Genomic DNA, 17,080 nt, shown 5'->3' on the forward strand with positions numbered 1-17,080 from the left:
CTTACTGTCGGACGACGTTCGACGCGCGAGGCCCCTTGGGGGAGGACTCGATGTCGAACTCGACCTCGGTACCCTCGGTGAGGTCTTCGCCGCCGACGTCCTCCATGTGGAAGAAGACGTCTTCGTCGTCGTCGAGGTCGCCGTCGTCAGTCGAGATGAAACCGTAACCGCCAGTGTCGTTGAAGAAATCAACCTTACCGTGTGCCATTACGACCAAACGAAGGGCCACGTAAGGGATAACACTTCCGAGGGGCGAGGTACCACGCCCCTCTACGCTACGCCCGCCGAGGAACCACCGTGACGCCCCCTCCCCGACCTGCCGTCTCAGGAGTAGGCGACGGCGACCCTGTGCGACCCTCGACCGTTCCGGCGCGCGCCGACGCGACGTGCTGGTCGGGAACGCGGGTCTGACTCGTCGGACGGCGGTTCGCAGGGAGTCGTGCTAGCGTCTCTGGATCTCTCCATAGCGATTCGGGCGGCTATAATGCACTCATAGCAACCGCTTTCTTCGGAGACGCGTCCCCTCCACGTGATGGTGTCGACACGACGGAAGTTCATCGGGACCGCTTCCGCCGCCGCCCTGGCGAGCCTCGCCGGTTGTAACACGACCGCCTCCACTGACCAGTCCGCCGCTGGAACCGGGAGCGGCGGATCGGAGACGTACGACGTCGGCTACGGGGACTCACGGACGACGGTCGAGGCCTCGGCGTTCCCCGACACGCTGTACTTCTACTGCGTGCAGTCGGGGTGGATGAACTGGCCGTCGCTGATGCAGTCCTTCGAGGACTCCTACGGCGTCGCGGTCCACGACGACGACCGCTCGTCGGGCGAAGCCCTCCAGCACATGCGTTCGCACGCGAACAACACGACGCACTCGGGCTACAACGGCGGCTACACGTACGGCATCGTCGCCCACAACGACGGCTTCACGCAGGCGTACAAGCCGACGGGCTGGGACAAAGTGCCGGAGTCGCTGAAGACGAGCGACGGGCACGTGACCGCGACGCGGCGGGTGACGACGGCCGTCACGTATCGGAAGGACCTCTACGAGGAGCGCGGCCTCGAGAAGCCGACGACGTGGGCGGACCTGCTGCAGCCCGAGATCACGCAGGACCTCGCGCTCCAGACACCGCAGGCCGCCGTCGGGCTCGCGGCGGCGCTCTCTATCAACAACGCCCGCGGCGGGACGATGGACGACTTCCAGCCGGTCATCGACTACTACAACCGGATACAGGAGGGCGGCGCGGAGTTCACCGACAACTTCCTCGCGCAGTTCTCCCGCGGCGAGTACGCGACGTTCATCCGCTACGACTACTCCGGCCTCGACCTGAAGTACAACAACTCGGAAGTGCCGGAGGAGGACGTCGGCGTCGCCCTCCTCGGCGGCGAAAACGGGAACAAGGGCGCGCTCAACATGCCCTACGGCTACGCGCTCCTGAAGAACGCCCCGAACCCGGGTGCGGCGAAGCTCTTCATGGACTACGTGCTCTCCCTCGAGGGCCAGCGGCAGTTCCTCGACGCGTACGTCCGGCCGATTCGCTCCTCGGAGCTCGAGCTCCCCGACGAGTTCATCGCCCCCGAGGAGTACGAGCGCACCGAGTTCCAAGTGGACTACGGCCAGCTCGTCGAGCGACAGGAGTCGATCATCCAGGAGATCACGCGCGGCGCGAACATCTGAGGATGACGGACGGACACGCCAGCACAGACGCCCCCTCGGCGGGACGCAGGCTGGGTGCCGGCGTCGCCGACGTCCTCGGCGCGCTCTACGACCCCGTCACCGAGCGCGACCGGGAGTATCGACGTATCGCGGCGCTCTGCGCGCCGTTCGCCGTTCTGGTGCTCCTCGCCGGACTCTACCCGCTCGCGGAGGTCGTGCGGATCAGCGTCTCCACCGCCCAGTATCGGTCGCTCGGCGTCTCGTTCGAGGCGTACGCGACGCTGTTCGGCGACCCCTACTATCGGTCGGTCGCGTTCAACTCCCTCTGGCTCGCCGCCGGGACGACCGCCGTCTCGGTCGCGCTCGCGGTTCCCATCGCGCACGCGCTGGAGAAGTACGACCTCCCGGGCGAGGACCTGCTCGTGACGCTCGTCTCCTTCCCCATCAGCCTCCCCGGCATCGTCGCCGCGTTCATGATCCTCGTGCTCTTCGGGAACAACGGCCTCGTCACGGCCGTCGTCGCCGCGATCACGGGTGGCCGGCCGCTCGACGTCGCGTTCGCCGTGAGCGTGCCCGGGCTGTTCGTCGCGTTCGTCTACTCGATGGTGCCGCGCGCGACGCTCATCCTGCGCGGGACGTACGCGGAAGTCGACGAGGCCGCCGAGGAGGCCGCCCAGTCGCTGGGCGCGACGCCGTTCGAGACCTTCCGCCACGTGACCCTCCCGCAGATCCGCCCGGGGATCACCGGCGCGATCATCCTCACGTTCCGGACCGCGCTCGCGATATTCGGGACGCTTATCGTCATCCAGACGCTCGTCGTCTGGACGCTCCAGATCTCGCGCGAACTCGGGAACGGCTGGAACATCCAGGTCGCGGGCGCGATGGCGACCGTCTACTTCCTCTTCACGTTCCTGTTCACGGTACTGGGACTGCGGTACACGAGCGCGGAGGTCGGTCTCTGATGGTCGCGGTCTCCCGGCGCGTCGGCCGGCCGGTCGTGACGGCGCTCCTCCTCGCGACGGTCGCGTTCCTCATCGGCCCCATCGTCCTCACGGTCATCGCGTCGTTCGCCAGCAGTTGGACGGGCGTCCTCCCCTCGGGGTTCGTCACGCTCCAGAACTGGCGGGAGGTGCTCGGGCTCGCGGAGACCTTCGGCTCGCAGCGGAGCATGGGCTGGGACCCGCTCGTCACCCTCCCGATCGGCGGTGGAACGACGGTGATGGTCCCCGCCGAGCTGGCGTTCAGCGTCGGCCTCGCGCTCGGTGGCGTGCTGATCAATCTCGTCGTCGGGGTGCCCATCGCATACGCGGTCTCGCGATATGACTTCCGCGGGCGGGAGTGGGTGAACGCGGTGTCGATCCTCCCCCTCGTCCCGGGCGTGATCCTCGGCGTCGCGTTCCTCCGCGCGTATCCCGAGCTGTCAGGGACGAGCGTCGGCCTCATCGTCGGCTATTCGCTGCTGAAAGCGCCGTTCATGGTGATGGCCGTGCAGAGCGAGTTCGAGTCGATGCCGCTGCGCCGACTCGAGGAGTCCGCGCGCTCGCTGGGCGCGTCGTGGCCGCGCACGTTCCTGACGGTGATCGTCCCGAACGCGAGCTCCGGGATCATCTCGGGCTTGATCATCTGCTGGGCGCTCGCCGCGGCGGAGTTCAACTTCTCCTACATCGTCTGGGCGAAGGGCACACAGCCGCTCGCGCTCTTCCTCCAGCGCCACATCTCGAACAGCTCGTTCACGAAGGCCGCCGCAGCGGTCTCGATGTTCTTCTGCATCATCGCCGCAGTGACGCTCCTCCTCCAGCAGCTGGGGCGGCGGGGCTTCGAGACGAGAGGACACTGACATCATGGCACGCGTCACACTTGACTCGGTACGCAAGGAGTACGGCGACACGACCGCGATGGACGGCGTCTCGTTCACCGTCGACGACGGCGAAGTGGTGGGCGTGCTCGGCCCGTCCGGGTGCGGGAAGACGACGACGCTGCGAAGCATCGCGGGGTTCGAGACGCCGACCGCGGGCGCGGTGCGTTTCGACGACGCCGACGTCACGAACGTCCCCCCGGAGAACCGGAACGTCGGCCTCGTCTTTCAGGAGTACGCCCTCTTCGACAACATGACGGTCGCGGAGAACGTCGCGTTCGGCCTGAAGATGCGGGGCGTCGAGAAGGCGACCCGGCGCGAGCGCGCGGCCGACCTCCTCGAGATGCTCGGCATCGGCGGGTTCGAGGACCGGGACCCGACGACGCTCTCCGGCGGTCAACAACAGCGCGTCGGCCTCGCGCGCGCGCTCGCCATCGAGCCGAGCATTCTGCTCTTGGACGAGCCGATGACCGGATTGGACGCGAAGCTGAAGACGCGCCTCCAGACCGAAGTCGGGGACCTCCTCGCCGAGTTGGACGTCACCGGCCTCTACGTGACGCACGATCAAGAGGAGGCGATGGTGATGTGCGATCGGGTCGCGGTCATGAACGACGGCCGCGTCGAACAGATCGGCACCCCGCGCGAGATCTACGAGAACCCCGTGAGCGACTTCGTCGCCGAGTTCGTCTCCCTCGATCCCCCGGCTCTCCCGTTCGTCGAGTGGTGATCTCCGGACGCCGGCGGCGACGGCGACGCGTCCACACTGCGCGCGTCTCCGCACGCGAACCCGGGTCGTCGAGCAGTGCGCGAACACGCCGGAGCGACCGTTCGCCCCGGCTTCGCACGGCACGCACCGCGTCCGCTCACTCGAACGTCGTCTCGGTCACGCGGAGCGTGCCGTTCGCTTCGTAGAGGTACCCGCGGCTCAGCAGTCGCTCGACGGCGTACTCGCTGTCGCTGTGCTCCGGCGAGAACGTCTCGGCCGCATCGAGGAGCGCGTACGCCTCCCCGTAGGTGAACTCCGCCCGTGGCCCGTCGGCGGCGTCGACGAGGATCCGGTAGGCCTCCTGCACCCACTCCGGGAGTGGCGGTCGTGGATCAGTTGGATCAGAGAATGGCGACATTGGGACTCGAAGGTCGTGTACGGGTGTACGGCCTGTGCGCTTGTGAACCTTCCCACCGACACGGACCGCGGTCGTCGCCTCCCCCTTCGTTCTCCCCCGAACCGGTGCGTCGCGCGACGGGGGACGACGCTCGCGACGGCGACCGACGCGTCGGCGTTTAATCCCCGGCGGCCGATGGGCGTGTATGAACACGAGCGCGGAGAGCGCGGCGTTCCGATTCGACTATCGACCGGCGGCGATCCGTGGGCTGTGCTCCGCCCGTACACCGGAGTCTGTTGGGGATGACGGATACAGTAGCCCGCGAGGGAACTACTGCGAGTTGGTCACTGTCTCGACGAGTTCCCGCAAGTCCGAGAACTCGTAGGTCGGTTCGACGTCAAGAGCGGCATCCCGCACGTGCTCACGGCGGAGGAACGCCGAGTCAAGACCGGCACGATGGGCCGCGATGACGTCCGTTTCCGAATCACCGACGTACAGCGCGGTAGCGGCGCCGAGGTCCGCAAGCGCGTTCTTGAGGTAGTGCGCTTCCGGTTTGCGACGAGCAGCCCCGGCGAGCGTCGGCTGTCGACCGTACACGGTTTCGAAGTAATCAAGACCGTGATGGGCGAGCAGGAATTCGACGGTCGCATGCTGATTGTTGCTCACTAATCCCAGCGGAACGTCCAGCGCAGCGAGTGCGTCGACGTCCTCGTAGACGGCTTTTCCGCCATCACGGGTATGTGCCTGCTGGAACAGGCTCGCAGTGAGCTCACGCTGGTGCCAGAACGCCTCCGGATCTAGGTCGTGTTTCTGCAGGAGCTCACGTGGAACCGGGTCGTCACCGATCGAGGCCTCGACCTCGTTCGGATCAACTGTCACGTCGAACGCCGCAAACGCGTCTACGACGGCGTCGAGGAGCACGTCGGAGTCGCTGGGTTCGACGATCACGCCGTCGTTGTCGAAGACGACGGCGTCGTACTCAGTCATCGCCCACCACGTCCGGCCGGGGTGGTGTTGCTTCGACGCCGACGCAGGTCGCGACGTCCGCGACGGCCTTCATCTCGAAGACGAAACACTCCGCGGGGATTGCTTCGACCAGCGAGCGATACTCTGAGAGGGGCCCGTGCTGGTCGGCCGTCCCGTCGTTGTCGTGGAGGTGACAGACGCGGATGCGGTCGCCGAACCGGTCGACGAACGTCCGCCAGTCCCCCCCGTTGACCTTCGCGTGCCCCACGTCCAGCGTGACGCCGAGATACTTCTCGGGAACGTCGACGGCGTCGAGCATCTCCGCGAGCGCCGTCGGCGTCGTCGTATGTCGCCGTTTCTCCGTATCGAGCGGCTGGTTCTCCAAGCAGAGCGGCACGTCGACGAGTTGGGCGTACTCCGCGCATTCGGCGAGCGACACCACGGCGTTCTCGCGGGCGCGTTCGCGGACCCACTCGGGGTAGCGTTCGGGAACCGACCCCCCGTGGACGACGACGGCTTCCGCGCCAGCAGTAGCGGCGTCGTCAAGCGTTCGTTTCACGCGTTCGACGGAGTCCTGTCGAACCGTCTCGTCGTAACTCCCGACGTTCCAGTCACGGAACGGCGCGTGATAGGTGACGCTCACGTCGAATCGCTCGGCTAGCTCGCGGACTGCGTCCGGATCCGGCGTGTTCGGATGGCCGGCGAGATACTCGCGTTTGAACTCCACGTGGTCCAGCCCGACGTCGGTGACGTACCGCATGAACTCCTCGACGGTCACCCCGAACCGGACGTCCATCGCCGCTCCGAGCCGTGGACTCATCGCTCCCCCCGTTCGGCACGGTAGACGGGCTGGCCCGCGATGATCGCGCGAGCGACCGTCGGTGTCGGCTCCCGGTCGACGACGATGAGGTCCGCGCGCACCCCCGGTTCGATGCGCCCCCGGTCCTTGAGACCGACGGCGTTAGCGGGATTCGCGGTGACACGGTTCACACGCGTCGGGAGGGGTTCGCCGGTATCGACGAAGGCACCCGCCAGCAGGGAGGGCGGATGGTAGTCGGCGACGAGCGCGTCGACGACACCCGCGTCGATTGCCTGCGCCGTCGCGAGGTTCCCCCACTGGCTCTCACCCCGGACCAGATTCGGCGCGCCCATCACCGTCGTCATCTCGACTTCCGCGGCACGCGCCGCTGTCTCCAGCGTGATCGGGTACTCTGAGATGTCCACACCGGTCGCGGCGAGGCGTTCGACCTCCGTGGGATCCTCGTCGTCGTGGGAGGCAGTCACCGCGTCGGCGGTGTGAGCGGCCTCGACGACACGGTCGATACGCTCGCGGAGCGTCGCCATCGAGATGTCGGTCCGGTGTTCGATCATCTCCTCGGCCTCGTCGGCGGTGTGGTCGGAGGCGTTCTCGTAGTACTCTTTGAACGCCTCAACGTCCCGGAACTGGCCCTTCCCGGGAACGTGACTCATCACCGAGACGAGGTCAGCGTCCCCGCGTTCGACGACATCTAGGACGGCCTCGACACAGCGCTCTTGGGTGACCTCACAGCGCGCGTGCAGACGGTGGTCAGCGAGTAACTCGCGGGTTCCCGTGATCGCGTCGGTGAGATCGGCGGCGAGTTCCGGCGACCGGTTTGCCTCCTCGTCGATCTCGAAAGAGATGGCGTGGAACTTCGTCGTGACCCCCGCTGCGACGTTCGCGCGGTCGGCGGACGCGAGCGCCATCGGCAACGCCATCTGCGCCCCCGAACGCGGATGGAGGTGGTGTTCGATGTCGTCGCCGTGGAGGTCGATCAGGCCCGGCAGCACGAGGCGGCCGTCGGCGTCGATGACGACCTCGGCGTCGGTGTCGACGGTCCCGATTTCGACGATTCGATCCTCCTCGATACGGACGCCGCCGTCGACGACCGAGTCGGGAGTGACGACGCGCCCGCCGACGATGGCGACGGATTCGTCGGCCGTCTGGGCCGTCGAACTCATTCGACGACCACCTCGCCATCGTACTCGTCGACGGGCACGACCCGGTCGAGGCGGCCGTCGTCCAGCACGACGACACGATCCGCGACGGCCTCGACGACGTTCGTATCATGGAAGACGCCGATCACGGTGGTCTCGCCGTCGAGGTACGTCGAGAGCAAGTCGATCGCTGCGCGGCGGGTTTCGGGGTCGAGTGCGCTCGTCGGTTCGTCCAGGAGGAGTACCGCCGGTCGCGGTGCGATCGCTTGCGCGAGGTTGACGCGCTGGCGCTCCCCGCCCGAGAACGTCGCGGGATACGCCTCCCAGAGTTCTCGGGGAACGGAGAGCGCAGTGAGGAGGTCACGGGCCGTTTCACGGGCATCGTCGCGACTGTGGCCCTGCTCGACGAGGGGGCGGGCGACGACGTCGACCGCCGGGACACGCGGGATCTCGTCGAGGAACTGGGACGTGTAGCCGATCACGTCCCGCCGCAAGCCGATGACCGTTCGGGCGGGACACGACGCCAGGTCCACGTCCCGCGTCGGCCCGTGGTAGACGACGCGGCCCGAATTCGGCTCGTACGTCCGGTAGAGGCATTTCAACAGCGAGGATTTCCCGCTCCCGGATTCACCGACGATGGCGAGGAACTCGCCCGTCTGGACGTCGAACGATACGTCGTCGAGCCCGACGACCTGGGTGTCGCCGAGCACGTGCATGTCGAACGTCTTCGAGAGACCGTCGATCGACAGGATCGTCATATGGCTGAGTTGATGAGGGTCTGCGTGTATTCGTGGTGCGGGTCCTCGAGAACGCGGTCGGTGAGGCCGGACTCGATAACGCGGCCGTGACGCATCACGAGCGTCCGATCGGCGAGTAAGCGGACGACGCCGAGGTCGTGGGACACGACGATTGCCGCCACGTCCTCCTCTCGTTGGATCCGTCGGAACATATCGAGCACGCGGGCTTGCACGCTCACGTCGAGACCTGTCGTCGGTTCGTCGAGCACGACGATCTCGGGGTTGATCGCGAGCGCGCGAGCGATCTGGACGCGGCGCTGCATCCCGCCCGAGTACGTGTGGGTGGGGTCGTCCATGCGCTCGACCGGGATCTCGGTTTCCTCGAAGAGACTAGCGACGCGCTCGCGGACGTCCTCGTAGTTCCGCCAGCCGGACGCGAGGAGTTTCTCCGCGACGTTCCCGCCGCCGCTGAAGTCGAGATCGAGGCCGTCCCGGATGTGCTGGTGAACGAGGCTGATGTGGCCGTTCCGAAGCGCGTGTCTGGTTTCGTAGTCGACGTCGAGGAGATTGCCAGGGTGGTTGGCGTACTCGACGCTCCCGTGGACGTGGCCGTCCTGATTCGGTTCGAGGGCGAGCAGTTCGGCGAGGCTCGACTTCCCGCTGCCGGACTCTCCGACGATCCCGAGGACCTCCCTTGGCTGGAGGTCGAGATCGACGTCCGCGCACGCGACAACGCTTCCGCAGGCCGGACACTGGTTCGTGCCGGCCGCATCGCCCGTTCGGTCACGGCACGCCTCACAGCCCGATCCGTAGATGCGGGTCACACCGTCCGCGCTGAGAAGGCTCACGTGCCGTCACCTCCCGTCGCGTCGGCGCCCTCGGACGGTGTCCCCGGGCCCCACGAGACGTCGCGCTCGCGGTGATGGTCTTTCGCGAGTTCCGGGTCGTCTTGGCGTTTCTCGCAGAACGAGGTGTCGTTACACACGTACCGGGTCTCGCCGTCGTCGCCCTCGATCTCCACGAGGTACGTGTCGTCTGAGCCACAGAACTGACAGGTGGCGTCGCCGAAGCGCTCGACTTGGAACTCGCGATCCTCGAACGCGAGCGGCTCGACGTCCGTATTTGGCGGGACGGCGTAGAGACGAGCTTCTCGACCAGCGGCGAACACGAACAGGTTGTCGGCGTCGTCGAGTTTCGGGACGTCCCACCGCGGAATCGGCGAGGGATCCATCAGGTAGCGGCCCGCCACCATCGTCGGATACCGCGACGCGATGTTGATCTCCCCCCACTCGACGACGTTCTCGTAGAGGTGCACCCACATCTTCCCGTAGTTCTTGTGTGCGTGCCGACGCCGGTTGGCCGCGTCACTCGGGTCGACCTTCCGGAGCGCGTCAGTCACGGGGACCTGCAAGACGAGAATCTGGTCCTCGCTGAGTGCCTCTTCGGGAATCCGATGGCGGGTCTGGATGACGTCCGAGTCCGTCGTGTCCGTCGTCGTCTCGACGGCCGCCGTGTCCCGAGCGAGCCGTCGGATGTTCGCCGCGTTCACCGACTCGTCCGACCCCTGGTCGATGACCTTGAACGTGTCCGTGGGCCCGAGGATGGAGAGCGACGCCTGGATGCCGCCGGTTCCCCACCCCCGCGCGAGCGGCATGGGTCGGGACGCGTACGGCACCTGGTGGCCGGGAATCGCGACCGCCTTCAAGATAGAGCGGCGGACCTCGCGTTTCGTGTGTTCGTCCAAGTAGGCGTAGCTGTACCCGTCGAGTCCCTCGTCGTCGAGCGAGTCGAGGACCGCGTCGACCGACTCGTACGACGTCTCCGCTCGTGGTGTTTCCGTATCAGTCATCAGAGGCCTCCGCGAGTTGCTCGTCCGCGTCGCGACTCGATTCGTCAGCCGTCCCCGCCCCGACACTCTCGTTCTCGCGGATCGCACGAATGCGGTCCAGAATCGACTGGAACGTGACGTAATGCGGGAGTTTGAGGTGTTCGATGAACCCGAACGAGTCCAGCCCGTCGACCGTGTTGAGGACGAACTCGGGGTTCTCTGCGGGTTCGTCTTCGGTGTCGAGTTGGATCGAGGCGTCGAGGATCGTCATGGCGATCACTTTCCGCTCGTTCCGACCGAACGTCAACCCGTATCCGAAGGCGAACTGGGGGTCGTCGCGTTTCGCGTACACGGGGACGACCGCCTCGCTCTCGCTGACCTCGACCGACGTGACGGTCGCCTCCACACCCGTGTACGGGTGTTCGATCTTCACCGGGAGTCGGCCCACTCGGACTTCGGCGAGCGTCGGGTGTACCTGCCCGTACCCGCGGAGCGCCGAGTAGCCGAGCGCGGTCACTGCGCCGGTCTCACCGCGCGCGAGCGCCTGTAGAACGGCATCCCTGCCGGCCGGATACGTCACGGGATCACGTGTGATGTCGGCTGGGTCGTCGTCAGTCGGTCCGTCGGGCTCGTGAACGAGACCCTGATCACGCAGGACGTCCATCACGTTGTCGAGCGTGTCGGGCGGTTCTTCTCCCCCGATGTCCCACTCCTGCGTCGGGTCTTCGGGGTCGTCCTCGCCGTCCAAGTCGAAATCGAGGAGTCGCTGGGTGTAGTCCTTCGTCGGCCCGAGGATCTGCCCGCCCGGGATGTCCTTGTACGCGGGCGAGACGCGGCGTGTCGTGACCATCTCCGCGGGATCGACGACGGTGGTTTCGTCCCACCGTTCGAGCGTCGACCGGTACGCTCGGAGCAGGAAGGACGCCTCGACGGTGTCGCCCTGGGCTTGTTTAACCGCAAGCGCGGCGAGTCGCGGGGCGTACAGGCCCCCTTCGCTCATCGCCTGTGCGCTCAATCGGCCGAGCTGCTCGTCGAGCTGATCGACGCTCACCGGGTCGGTCTCTCCCTCAAGGCGCTGCTTCTCGAAGAGCTCCTCGGCGCGCTCGATCAGTTCTTCGCCGGCTTTGACGGCGACGTACCCCACGTCACACCACCTCCACGGTGACCGACCGCGGGAGTGCACTGATCCGGTCCGCGGCGGCGAACACGACGTCGACCCCACGCGGGTACACCGACTGTGCGTCGGCGATCGCATCGACCTCAGTTGGCGGAAGGGAGACCCGAAGCGTGCGTTCGTCCGGGACGCCGGGACCCGTGAGTCGGAGGGTCGTCGCGGTGGCGTCCGGTCCGAGTGCGTCGACGCGGTAGATGACGGTCGCGCCGGCGCTCGGTTCGACGAGCGTCCCGCTGCGGACGTCACGAACGTCCCACGTGGGGCTCCCGTTTGTGTGGACGATATCCGCCGTCTCCGGGGTCGCCGAATCGAAGCGGCCGTGGGACTCCAGTGCGCGCCGCACCGCCTCGTCGAACGTATGCGTCGTGACCTCGTGATCGACGAGAGTCGTGACGACGGCGTGATCACTTCGTTCGGCCGGAGTTTGCTGGACGGTCCCGGGGCGACTCATCGCGTCTACGAGCGCGCGAAACGTTTCTCTCGTGTCGTGAATCGGATCGACACTGAGGGCCCTCACAGGTCGTCCTCCATGGTCTCGAAGTCGACCGCTGTGTACTGGCTTTCCGCCCACTCGTGGTTTCGATCCGACCGGCGGCGTTCGGCGGCGGCCGCGAGTTCCTCGCGGATACGGCCCGTGACTGGATGCCCGGCGTCGACGGCTGCGTCCACGATGGCGCCGGAGAGCGCCGCCCGTTCGGCCTTTCCGGGATACATCGCAAATCCGCGACCACCGTTGACTTCGACTTCGGCGGGTGTGACGACGACTTCGCCGAGGTTGAACGGTCGGTGCTCGACCGGTTCGCGGACGCGCTGCATGAGTAGCTGTGGGTTCGGTTCTTGGAGTACCGTGAACGACGGGTCGCTCGCGAGCACGTCGTCGGCGAGATCGCCGAGCACGTCCGCCTCCGTCGAGGCGATTCGCTCGAAGCGTTCCGTCCGGTCGTCAGCCGTGTCCATACGCTCTTCAAATGCGAGAACACGCGCATAAGGCTGAGCTGGGTACTCTCTATGCCACGTTCGAGTGTGCGGCCCGACACCGCGCCCGCGCGTTCCCGTCCGGACTAGTCTATACCCGTCCGGACGCTGCTCGATCGGGCACCACTTCCCCCGGGCCCGAGATTTCGGTTGTTGACCTACTGTACTCTACGGAGAGAAGGATTATTCTCTCATCCGGGAACATCTGTAACGATGTCAGACGCACCTGTCGACGGTCGAACTGCCGCCATCGAAACGTCGACTCGTATGCTTTCCACGACGAGTCGCCGCGGCTTCCTCGCTGCTGGGGGCGCGGCGACCCTCACCGGGCTCGCCGGCTGTTCGGGCGTCCTCGGTTCGAGTAGTGGCGGTGCTGAGGAGATCACGATGCTCCTCACACCCGGGACGCCCGCCGACGCCCGACGCCGGTACAAACCGGTGCAGAACCTCCTCAACGGCGAGGTCGACGGCGTGGACGTGAAGATGAAGGTCCCGCAGGACTACTCGGCGATCCGCCCCGCGCTCAAGAGCGAGCAGGCGGAGATCGGGATGGACGACGTCACCCTGCTCTCCGACCCGAGCCTCATGGACGTCTACGGGACGACCGTGACCGGCGGGTCCGCGTTCTACTTCTCCGTGATGCTCGTCCCGCTCGACTCGGACATCGACGAGCGCACGGACGTGAAGGGGAAGACGTGGGCGTTCGCGGACCGGCTCTCGACGAGCGGGTCGATCTTCGCGCTCTACACGCTCCAGCAGGCCGGTCTCGACATCGGGGACGCGCCGAAGGGCGACCCCGTGGACTTCGACGGGAGCTGGACGAACCACGACGTCGCGCTGGAGAAACTCGGGAACGGCGAGGCGGATGGCGCGACGACGTGGGGCGGGAACGGTATCCCGCACATCCCGGAGAAGTACGAGTCCGACTTCCCGGACCGCGTGCAGAACAAGAGCTCCTTCCTCGACACGCTCGGGACCGAGGAGCCCCACTTCAAGCCGATCTGGTGGTCGTTCCCCATCCCGAAGCAGCCGATGTACGCCCGGAAGAGCTGGGACTCCGAGAAGAAGTCGGAGATCGGCGACGCGCTCCTGAACTCCGACGAGGAGACGATCCAGCAGTACTATCCGGACGACTACAACGAGGACGAGCTCCCGTTCACGACGCTGGTCGACACCTCCGTCGAGGACTATCAGCCGGTGATCAAGCGCATGAACGCGGTCGGTATCGATCCCGGCGCGTAAGCCACCATCGTCTCTTCTCACTATGAGCACACTCAAAGTAGACGGTCTGTCGAAGACGTACGGCGATGTCGTCGCGCTCCGGGACGTCTCGTTCGAGATCGAGGACGAGTTCGTCGTGTTACTCGGCGAGTCCGGCGCCGGGAAGTCGACGATGCTGCGCTGTATCAACGGCCTCACAGAGCCGACGAGCGGATCCGTCACGCTCAACGGCGAGCCGCTCGCCGGGACGCGCTCAGAGGTGGGGATGATCTTCCAGCAGCACAACCTCGTGGAGGGCGTCTCGGCGTACCTAAACGCGCTCAACGGCTCGCTCAACCGGACCTCAACCCTTCGGAGTCTGCTGCAGTGGCAGGATCGCAGCGAGAAGCGCCGCGCTCTCGAGTCCCTCGAGACGGTCGGATTGCTCGACGAGGCCCACCAGCGCGCCTCGCAGATGAGCGGCGGCCAGCAACAGCGCGTCGGCATCGCTCGGGCGCTCGTCCAAGATCCGTCGCTGCTACTTGCCGATGAACCGGTCGCGAGCCTCGATCCGTCGAGCGCCGAGACGGTGATGGCGTATCTGAAGAAGGCCGCGCAGACGCACGACATCACCGGGCTCGTCAGCCTCCACCAGGTCAACATCGCCGCGCACTTCGGCGACCGATTTATCGGCCTGCGCGACGGCGAACTGTACTTCGACGTCGAGAACGGCGAACTGACGCCCGATCTCATTGACGGCCTCTACGGGAACGTCGAGACGGTCGGGCTCGCGGAACGAACCGACGAGCAACCCGACGAATCGAACGACGAAACGGTCCCCCCTCTCGCGGCGAACGAACAGGTGTCGGTATGAGTTCGGACTCCACACGCAAGGGCGTTCGCGAGTACTTCGGGCTCACTGAGCTCGGGGATACGCCGGTCGATCAGAAGCTGACCGACATCAAGCGCCGGAAGACGATCCGACGCATCTACACGCTCGTCGGGGTCGTCGTCGCGGGTGCTCTCTTCTACGCGAGCCTCGTCGTCATCGGGTTCTCGATCACCGAACTGATCAACCAGATTCCGCAGTTCCTCGAGGCACTCACGGAGTACTTCCCGCCGACTACCTACTACGGCATCCCGTTCATCGACGTGATGCAGTACTGGGAGTTCATGGTCGCAGAGAACCTCTTCGCGGCGTCGGCGACGACGATGGCCATCGCGTTCGCCGGGACCGTCCTCGGCCTCCCCGCCGCACTCTTCTTCGGTGTGATGGCGAGCGAGCGTGTCGTCCCGTACCCGTTCAATTTCGCCTTCCGGGGGACGATGAGCTTCATCCGCGCGATCCCCGCGCTCGTATGGGTGCTCATCCTGATCCCGCTCGGCGGCGTCGGACCGTTCACCGCTGCGCTCGCGATCATGATCGACACCACGGGCTACCTCGGTCGTCTCTTCACCGACGAACTCGAGGAGATCGGCGACGGGCCCATCGAGGGAATCGAGAGCACTGGCGCGAACAAGACACAGACCATCTCCTTTGGGATGTTGAGCCAGGTCTTCCGCCAGTTCATCGCGTGGATCGCGTTCGACCTCGAACACAACGTCCGATCCGCCATCGGACTCGGCCTCATCGGTGCCGGCGGACTCGGCCTCGAGTTGAACATCCAACGCAAGACGTTCCACTACACGGAGATGATGGCCTGCATCATCCTCGTCATCCTCATGGCCGGGTCGGTCGAACTCCTGAGCCAACGCGTCCGGGCCTACCTCCGCGACGAGGACGAGGTCGAACAAACCGGCTTTATCGAGGCGTTCCTCACTGCTCCGAGGAAAATCATCGAGTCGACCGCGGGGCGACGCTAGATGTACTACGAGTCCTACGGCGATGACAACGACGTCACTCTGGACGAAGAACCAACGATCCATGATCCGGTCGTTATCACGGAGAGTGAACTCGGCCCGTGGACGGAGGTCGGTTCGCAGTGTCGGCTCAACGACTCCGAGGTCGGCGCGTACTCCTATCTAATGCGGCGCGTCCAGCTCGATCACGCCGGTGTCGGGAAGTTTTCAAGTATCGCGTCCGACGTACGACTCGGCCCGCCCAATCACACGATTGAGCGTCCGACCGCCCATCACGTGACGTACCGTGCGGCGCAGTATGGGCTCGGTGACGACGACGAACGGGTATTTGAGTGGCGCGCCGGCCAACCAGTTACTGTCGGCCACGACGTCTGGATCGGGCACGGGGCGACTGTTCTCCCCGGAGTCACCATCGGGAACGGAGCCGTCGTTGGCGCGGGCGCCGTCGTCACCCATGATGTCGACCCCTACACCGTTGTCGGCGGCACACCTGCGACACCGATTCGCCGGCGTTTCGATACGGAGACCGCGGCGCGCATCGAAGCGACCGAGTGGTGGGACTGGAGCCACGAGACGCTCCGCGAACGTCTGCCTACGCTACGGGACACCGACACATTCCTCGCTGAGCACGCGCCCGAACGAGCCTAAGACTGGTTACCGCTCGATTTTCTCCGCGCCACCGAGCGACCGACGGCCGTCCCCCGCGTCGCTCCCATCCCAAATGCGGGAGGAGTCTGCTTCCAACTAGACAATCACGTGGTCAGGCTGCAGTCCCGTGTGAAGGCGAACAGCGATTTCCGCTGAGTGCACCCAGTAGTAGATAGCTCGCTCGAGCGCTCGTGTGACGGAGACGAGATAGCCGTACGTGCTGTGATCGTAGGCGCTGATGAGTTCGAACAACTCGTTGAGGTCGCGGTGGACGCGTTCTTCCTGCGTCAACAGGGTCTCGTACGCATCGGCATCGCCCTCGAACACGATACGCTCGAAGAGGTCGTCGATCTCCGCACCGGTAGTGAAGATGTCCGCGACGCGGTCTTCGACGATGCCGGTCGTCGTGACGTCGTTGCTCTCGACGACGTCGGCGACGAAGCACGCCCGATCGCCGATGATCTCGAGGTTCGTCGCGATGGTTGCCAGATCGGATGCGATTCGATTCCCTGGCCATCCGGTCGTGAGCGTGTATGATTTGAGTTCGTTGAGGACGTGGGAGTACCGCTCGTTCGCAAGCGATTCGAAGGCGCTCGCGGGGCGCTCCGGGGTGTTACCGAGAAACACACTTTGTGCTGCCGCGTACTGCTCCGTCGTGACGTCGCTCAATCGCTGTAACGGCTCGCGGATCGAGGCGTCCCGATCCGTCTCGTCGCCCGGGGATGCAGCGAGAGCATTCGGACCGTCGACCTGACCGACGACAGGAGAGATCTTGGTCGCCTGGGCGTACGCCGTGTCTTCATCGACCACGTACGCTTTTTTCACCACGCCACTTCGCTTGAGGTGTTGGAGAAGCTCGGAAAGATACTGCTCTGAGATACCGATCTCATCGGCGAGGTCGGCTTTCGTCTCCGGCGCGCTGTGGTCGATCACCTCGATTAGTTGTACGAGCGTCGCGTTTCGGCCCTGTGGTGTGAAGTCGTGAGGCCGGTACCAGCGGCGCTTGGACATACTTGTGGATGCCGTGATGAGAAAATAACCGTACCGTCCTTACTATCCGGACGGGTACGGAGAGTCCGGACTCGAGGTGGATGGTGGGCGAGAGAGCGAAGTCGCCGTCG

Annotated in this window: 20 protein-coding genes; 8 read left to right on the forward strand and 12 right to left on the reverse strand. The window is 65.7% G+C overall.

Annotated elements, in window-relative coordinates; translation table 11 throughout:
* Position 1: 1 nt before the first annotated feature.
* Positions 2-208, reverse strand: a complete 207-nt coding sequence (locus tag IEX91_RS11790; protein WP_188879173.1) for a cold-shock protein — start codon at positions 206-208, stop codon at positions 2-4.
* A 372-nt stretch (positions 209-580) separates the two neighbouring features.
* On the opposite strand from IEX91_RS11790, the gene IEX91_RS11795 reads away from it, so the two are divergent.
* Genes IEX91_RS11795 through IEX91_RS11810 form a run of 4 tightly spaced genes read left to right on the forward strand, consistent with a single transcriptional unit; the run spans position 581 to position 4,239 of the window.
* Positions 581-1,678 (forward strand): extracellular solute-binding protein, encoded by a 1,098-nt coding sequence (locus IEX91_RS11795; RefSeq protein WP_188879323.1) that lies wholly within the window; start codon positions 581-583, stop codon positions 1,676-1,678.
* A gap of 2 nt (positions 1,679-1,680) precedes the next feature.
* Positions 1,681-2,619, forward strand: a complete 939-nt coding sequence (locus IEX91_RS11800; protein WP_188879174.1) for an ABC transporter permease — start codon at positions 1,681-1,683, stop codon at positions 2,617-2,619.
* Positions 2,619-3,494, forward strand: a complete 876-nt coding sequence (locus tag IEX91_RS11805; protein WP_188879175.1) for an ABC transporter permease — start codon at positions 2,619-2,621, stop codon at positions 3,492-3,494. The genes IEX91_RS11800 and IEX91_RS11805 overlap by 1 nt, the downstream gene beginning before the upstream one ends.
* Before the next feature lie 4 nt (positions 3,495-3,498).
* On the forward strand, positions 3,499-4,239 hold the full coding sequence (locus IEX91_RS11810; protein WP_188879176.1) for an ABC transporter ATP-binding protein: 741 nt from the start codon (positions 3,499-3,501) through the stop codon (positions 4,237-4,239).
* 136 nt (positions 4,240-4,375) lie between these two features.
* Here the strand turns inward: IEX91_RS11810 and IEX91_RS11815 are convergent, their stop codons facing one another.
* The 10 genes from IEX91_RS11815 to phnG form a co-directional block, all read right to left on the reverse strand.
* Positions 4,376-4,636, reverse strand: a complete 261-nt coding sequence (locus IEX91_RS11815) for a hypothetical protein (RefSeq protein ID WP_188879178.1) — start codon at positions 4,634-4,636, stop codon at positions 4,376-4,378.
* A 309-nt stretch (positions 4,637-4,945) separates the two neighbouring features.
* A complete protein-coding gene (locus tag IEX91_RS11820) occupies positions 4,946-5,602 on the reverse strand; it encodes an HAD family hydrolase (protein WP_188879179.1) in 657 nt (218 codons plus the stop codon).
* On the reverse strand, positions 5,595-6,401 hold the full coding sequence (locus tag IEX91_RS11825; RefSeq protein WP_188879180.1) for a sugar phosphate isomerase/epimerase family protein: 807 nt from the start codon (positions 6,399-6,401) through the stop codon (positions 5,595-5,597). Before IEX91_RS11825 ends, IEX91_RS11820 begins: the two co-directional genes overlap by 8 nt.
* Positions 6,398-7,561 (reverse strand): alpha-D-ribose 1-methylphosphonate 5-triphosphate diphosphatase, encoded by a 1,164-nt coding sequence (locus IEX91_RS11830; RefSeq protein WP_188879182.1) that lies wholly within the window; start codon positions 7,559-7,561, stop codon positions 6,398-6,400. The genes IEX91_RS11825 and IEX91_RS11830 overlap by 4 nt, the downstream gene beginning before the upstream one ends.
* Positions 7,558-8,295 (reverse strand): phosphonate C-P lyase system protein PhnL, encoded by a 738-nt coding sequence (locus IEX91_RS11835; protein ID WP_188879183.1) that lies wholly within the window; start codon positions 8,293-8,295, stop codon positions 7,558-7,560. Before IEX91_RS11835 ends, IEX91_RS11830 begins: the two co-directional genes overlap by 4 nt.
* The gene (locus IEX91_RS11840; RefSeq protein WP_188879184.1) at positions 8,292-9,122 is read right to left on the reverse strand and encodes an ATP-binding cassette domain-containing protein; all 831 of its coding nucleotides are present in this window, start codon (positions 9,120-9,122) and stop codon (positions 8,292-8,294) included. Before IEX91_RS11840 ends, IEX91_RS11835 begins: the two co-directional genes overlap by 4 nt.
* Positions 9,119-10,123 (reverse strand): alpha-D-ribose 1-methylphosphonate 5-phosphate C-P-lyase PhnJ, encoded by a 1,005-nt coding sequence (locus IEX91_RS11845; protein WP_188879185.1) that lies wholly within the window; start codon positions 10,121-10,123, stop codon positions 9,119-9,121. The genes IEX91_RS11840 and IEX91_RS11845 overlap by 4 nt, the downstream gene beginning before the upstream one ends.
* Positions 10,116-11,246 carry a carbon-phosphorus lyase complex subunit PhnI gene (locus IEX91_RS11850; protein ID WP_188879187.1) on the reverse strand — a complete coding sequence of 377 codons (1,131 nt, stop codon included), beginning with the start codon at positions 11,244-11,246 and terminating at the stop codon, positions 10,116-10,118. The genes IEX91_RS11845 and IEX91_RS11850 overlap by 8 nt, the downstream gene beginning before the upstream one ends.
* Before the next feature lies 1 nt (position 11,247).
* Positions 11,248-11,847, reverse strand: a complete 600-nt coding sequence (phnH, locus tag IEX91_RS11855) for a phosphonate C-P lyase system protein PhnH (protein ID WP_326838240.1) — start codon at positions 11,845-11,847, stop codon at positions 11,248-11,250.
* Positions 11,790-12,233, reverse strand: a complete 444-nt coding sequence (gene phnG / locus IEX91_RS11860; RefSeq protein ID WP_188879189.1) for a phosphonate C-P lyase system protein PhnG — start codon at positions 12,231-12,233, stop codon at positions 11,790-11,792. The genes phnH and phnG overlap by 58 nt, the downstream gene beginning before the upstream one ends.
* Before the next feature lie 285 nt (positions 12,234-12,518).
* Here phnG and IEX91_RS11865 point away from each other — a divergent pair, with 285 nt between their 5' ends.
* The 4 genes from IEX91_RS11865 to IEX91_RS11880 are packed head-to-tail and all read left to right on the forward strand — an operon-like array spanning position 12,519 to position 15,959.
* Positions 12,519-13,493 carry a PhnD/SsuA/transferrin family substrate-binding protein gene (locus tag IEX91_RS11865; RefSeq protein ID WP_229772860.1) on the forward strand — a complete coding sequence of 325 codons (975 nt, stop codon included), beginning with the start codon at positions 12,519-12,521 and terminating at the stop codon, positions 13,491-13,493.
* 22 nt (positions 13,494-13,515) lie between these two features.
* Positions 13,516-14,325 carry a phosphonate ABC transporter ATP-binding protein gene (locus IEX91_RS11870; protein ID WP_188879191.1) on the forward strand — a complete coding sequence of 270 codons (810 nt, stop codon included), beginning with the start codon at positions 13,516-13,518 and terminating at the stop codon, positions 14,323-14,325.
* Entirely contained in the window at positions 14,322-15,314 is a 993-nt protein-coding gene (gene phnE, locus IEX91_RS11875) for a phosphonate ABC transporter, permease protein PhnE (protein ID WP_188879192.1), read from the forward strand. The genes IEX91_RS11870 and phnE overlap by 4 nt, the downstream gene beginning before the upstream one ends.
* Positions 15,315-15,959: a DapH/DapD/GlmU-related protein gene (locus tag IEX91_RS11880; protein WP_188879193.1), complete on the forward strand. Its 645-nt coding sequence runs from the start codon at positions 15,315-15,317 to the stop codon at positions 15,957-15,959.
* A 96-nt stretch (positions 15,960-16,055) separates the two neighbouring features.
* Here the strand turns inward: IEX91_RS11880 and IEX91_RS11885 are convergent, their stop codons facing one another.
* A complete protein-coding gene (locus IEX91_RS11885; RefSeq protein WP_188879195.1) occupies positions 16,056-16,970 on the reverse strand; it encodes a MarR family transcriptional regulator in 915 nt (304 codons plus the stop codon).
* Positions 16,971-17,080 lie beyond the last annotated feature (110 nt).

It is taken from the genome of Halarchaeum nitratireducens, assembly GCF_014647155.1.
In the GTDB taxonomy this organism is placed as follows: domain Archaea; phylum Halobacteriota; class Halobacteria; order Halobacteriales; family Halobacteriaceae; genus Halarchaeum; species Halarchaeum nitratireducens.